Origin of the sequence: Streptomyces niveiscabiei, assembly GCF_001419795.1 — a bacterium.
GTDB lineage: Bacteria > Actinomycetota > Actinomycetes > Streptomycetales > Streptomycetaceae > Streptomyces > Streptomyces niveiscabiei.
Genome location: NZ_LIRL01000037.1, coordinates 1 through 2,619, shown reverse-complemented (window position 1 = coordinate 2,619; position 2,619 = coordinate 1). Strand labels below are relative to the sequence as shown.

General features: G+C 70.8%; 3 protein-coding genes. All 3 read right to left on the bottom strand.

Annotated features, from left to right (window positions below):
• On the bottom strand, nt 1–359 hold a 359-nt coding region (locus tag AOK24_RS02620), incomplete at its 3' end, for a hypothetical protein (RefSeq protein ID WP_159051777.1).
• A 44-nt stretch (nt 360–403) separates the two neighbouring features.
• A complete protein-coding gene (locus AOK24_RS02615) occupies nt 404–787 on the bottom strand; it encodes a hypothetical protein (protein ID WP_338060925.1) in 384 nt (127 codons plus the stop codon).
• Nucleotides 768–2,537 carry an ABC transporter ATP-binding protein gene (locus AOK24_RS02610; protein ID WP_055718412.1) on the bottom strand — a complete coding sequence of 590 codons (1,770 nt, stop codon included), beginning with the start codon at nt 2,535–2,537 and terminating at the stop codon, nt 768–770. The genes AOK24_RS02615 and AOK24_RS02610 overlap by 20 nt, the downstream gene beginning before the upstream one ends.
• Nucleotides 2,538–2,619: the final 82 nt, after the last annotated feature.

Below are 2,619 nucleotides of genomic sequence, written 5' to 3'. Positions count from 1 at the left end.
GGGCCGTCCGGCGGCGGGACCCGGCGTGCGCCGTCCGCGTCGGTCCCGCCGCGCGAACGCCCGTACTCGGCGCCCCAGTCGGCGTACCGGGGCAGCGTGAGCTTCCCGCCGCCCTCCAGGAACCCCCGCGCGGCGGCGGCCACGACGACCCGGACCCGGCGCTCGAAGCTCTCCGGCACGATCTCGGTGAACAGGGTGACCCGGACCAGCCCGTTGCCGTCGTCCATCCCCCACGGCAGGGTCCACTCCAGCGCCCCCGGCACCGGCTCCTGACTCCGCTTCCCGGCCCGCGCGACCAACACCGCGAGCACGGGCCCCAGTTCACGTGCGACGTACTCGTGCCACACGTCGACGGCCATGCGCATCCCCCCTCTTCAGGACACTGTCGCGTCTGCCATCGACCTTAGACGTCGAGATAGCGCAGGGTCTCGGGCGCGGGCGTGCTGTGCAGGTCGCCGTCGCGGATCTGCCACTGGCTCGCGCCCTCCACCTCGTGGGTCGCGAGGAAGAAACCGGTGACCAGGTCGCCGTCCGCGTCGGAGGCGGGGAGTTCGGCGATCCGCCTCAACTGGTCGAGCAGCCACGGGGCGTCGCCGGCCCGCAAGTCGGCGCCGAAGAAGGCGTAGCGGGTCCAGTTGACGGGGGCGGGAAAGCTCCAGCCGCCGCTGTAGAAGCCGTCGTCGGCGTCGCGGACGATCTCGTGGACGGCCGCGAGTTGCCGGTCGTCGCACTCCAGCCAGCCCCGGACGCTGATGAACACGCCCATCTCACGCCGCCTGTCCGGCATGCAGCGCCGTGTACGCCCCGCCCCTGCGCAGGAGTTCGTCGTGGGTGCCGACTTCGCGGATGCGGCCGTCGTCCATGACCACGATCCTGTCGGCGCCCCGGACGGTGGAGAGGCGGTGGGCGACGACGAAGGTGGTGCGGCCCTGGAGGAGGCGGGCCAGGGCCTGTTGGACCAGGGCCTCGGAGCGGGTGTCCAGGGCCGAGGTCGCTTCGTCGAGGACCAGGACCTTGGGGTCTCGGATCAACGCCCTTGCTATCGCGAGGCGTTGACGTTGGCCGCCGGAGAGGCGGGCGCCTCGTTCGCCGACCAGGGTGTCCAGGCCCTGGGGCAACTTGTCGACGAATTCAAGGGCGTTGGCGTCGCGCAGGGCCGCGCGGACCGACGCCTCGTCGGCCTCGTCCTCCATGCCGTACGCGACGTTCTCGCGGATCGTGCCGTCGAAGAGGATGGACTCCTGGGGGACGACGGAGACGAAGCGGCGGTACGTGCGCAGGTCCAGGGTGCTCATGTCGGCGCCGTCCAGGAGGAGTTGGCCCGAGGTCGGCCGGATGAAGCCGATGACCAGGTTGAGGACGGTGGACTTGCCCGCGCCGGACGCGCCGACGAGGGCGATCGTCTCGCCGGGCGTGACGTCGAGGGTGAAGTCACGGACGGCGGCCCGGCCGGCGTCGTACGCGTGGTCGACCTGACGGAACGTCACCGCGCCCTGGACGGACGTGATTTCGGTCTTGCCGTCGTTGTCCTCCGTCTCCGGCGCCTGGAGGACCTCGCCGATCGAGCGGACCGACTCCAGGCCCTTGGTGACGAGCGGGGCGAGGCCGGTGAGGGTGGTGACGCAGCCGGTCAGGGTGGTCAGGAAGGCGCTGAGCATGACGACGTCACCGGCGGTCACGCCCCAGGTGCCGTAGTACGAGACGAGCGCGGCGCCCGCGAGGACGAGGACGCCGACGACGTTGAGGACGACCCAGGCCAGCGAGCCGAAGCGGCCGTTGACCAGGTCGAGCCTGAGGCCCGAGTCCAGGAGGCGGCTCAGCGTGCCGTCCATGCGGCGCAGCGCCTTGCGCTCCAGGCCGTGCGCGCGGGTCACCGGGATGAGGCGGGTCATCTCGGTGACGCGGGACGACAGGGCCTCCACCTCGTGCCGGAAGTCCTCGTTGTGGCTGCGCAGGCGTTCCCTGAGGCGGGCCACGACGAACGCGGCGGCGGGGACGACGACGAGGAACACCGGCAGGAACTCCGGTGTGCGCACGGCGATGATGATCAGGCCGCCGGTCAGGACGGTGACCGCGCCCAGGCCCTGTTCGGCGGTCTGCTGCACCATCTGCTCGACCGACTCGACGTCCCGGACGACCTTCGCCTGGAGCACGCCCGCGCTGACGCGGGAGTGGTAGCCGATGGAGAGTTGCTGCATGCGGGTGCACAGCGCCGAGCGCAGGGTCGTGCCCATGCGGCGCACGCTGCCGTACAGGAGCCGTACGTACACCAGGTGCAGGGGGTAGTTGACCAGCAGGATGAACATGATCACGCCGGTGCTCGTCCACAGGCGGCCGATCTCGCTGTGCTGGACGACGGTGTCGATGATCGACGCGGTGATCAGCGGGAGCAGCCAGACGGGGCTGTGCTTCACGGTGAACACGGCGACGGCCGCGAGGATTTTGCGGCGGTCGGCGCGCAAGAGGTAGGCGAGTGTGCGGACAGGGTGCTCGTCCCGGTAGCGGTGGTCGAGCGGTCGCTCGTACGACGACGCCATGGGCGGTTGTCCTCCGGATCCCTGCGGATGTCTTCGACGGGCGACCGACAGCAAGCGCTTTCTGTCGGTCCGGAGAAGTACA

Coding starts and splice junctions, on each gene's coding strand:
- AOK24_RS02615 (WP_338060925.1), bottom strand. CDS start 787: ATGCCGGACAGGCGGCGTGAGATGGGCGTGTTCATCAGCGTCCGGGGC.
- AOK24_RS02610 (WP_055718412.1), bottom strand. CDS start 2,537: ATGGCGTCGTCGTACGAGCGACCGCTCGACCACCGCTACCGGGACGAG.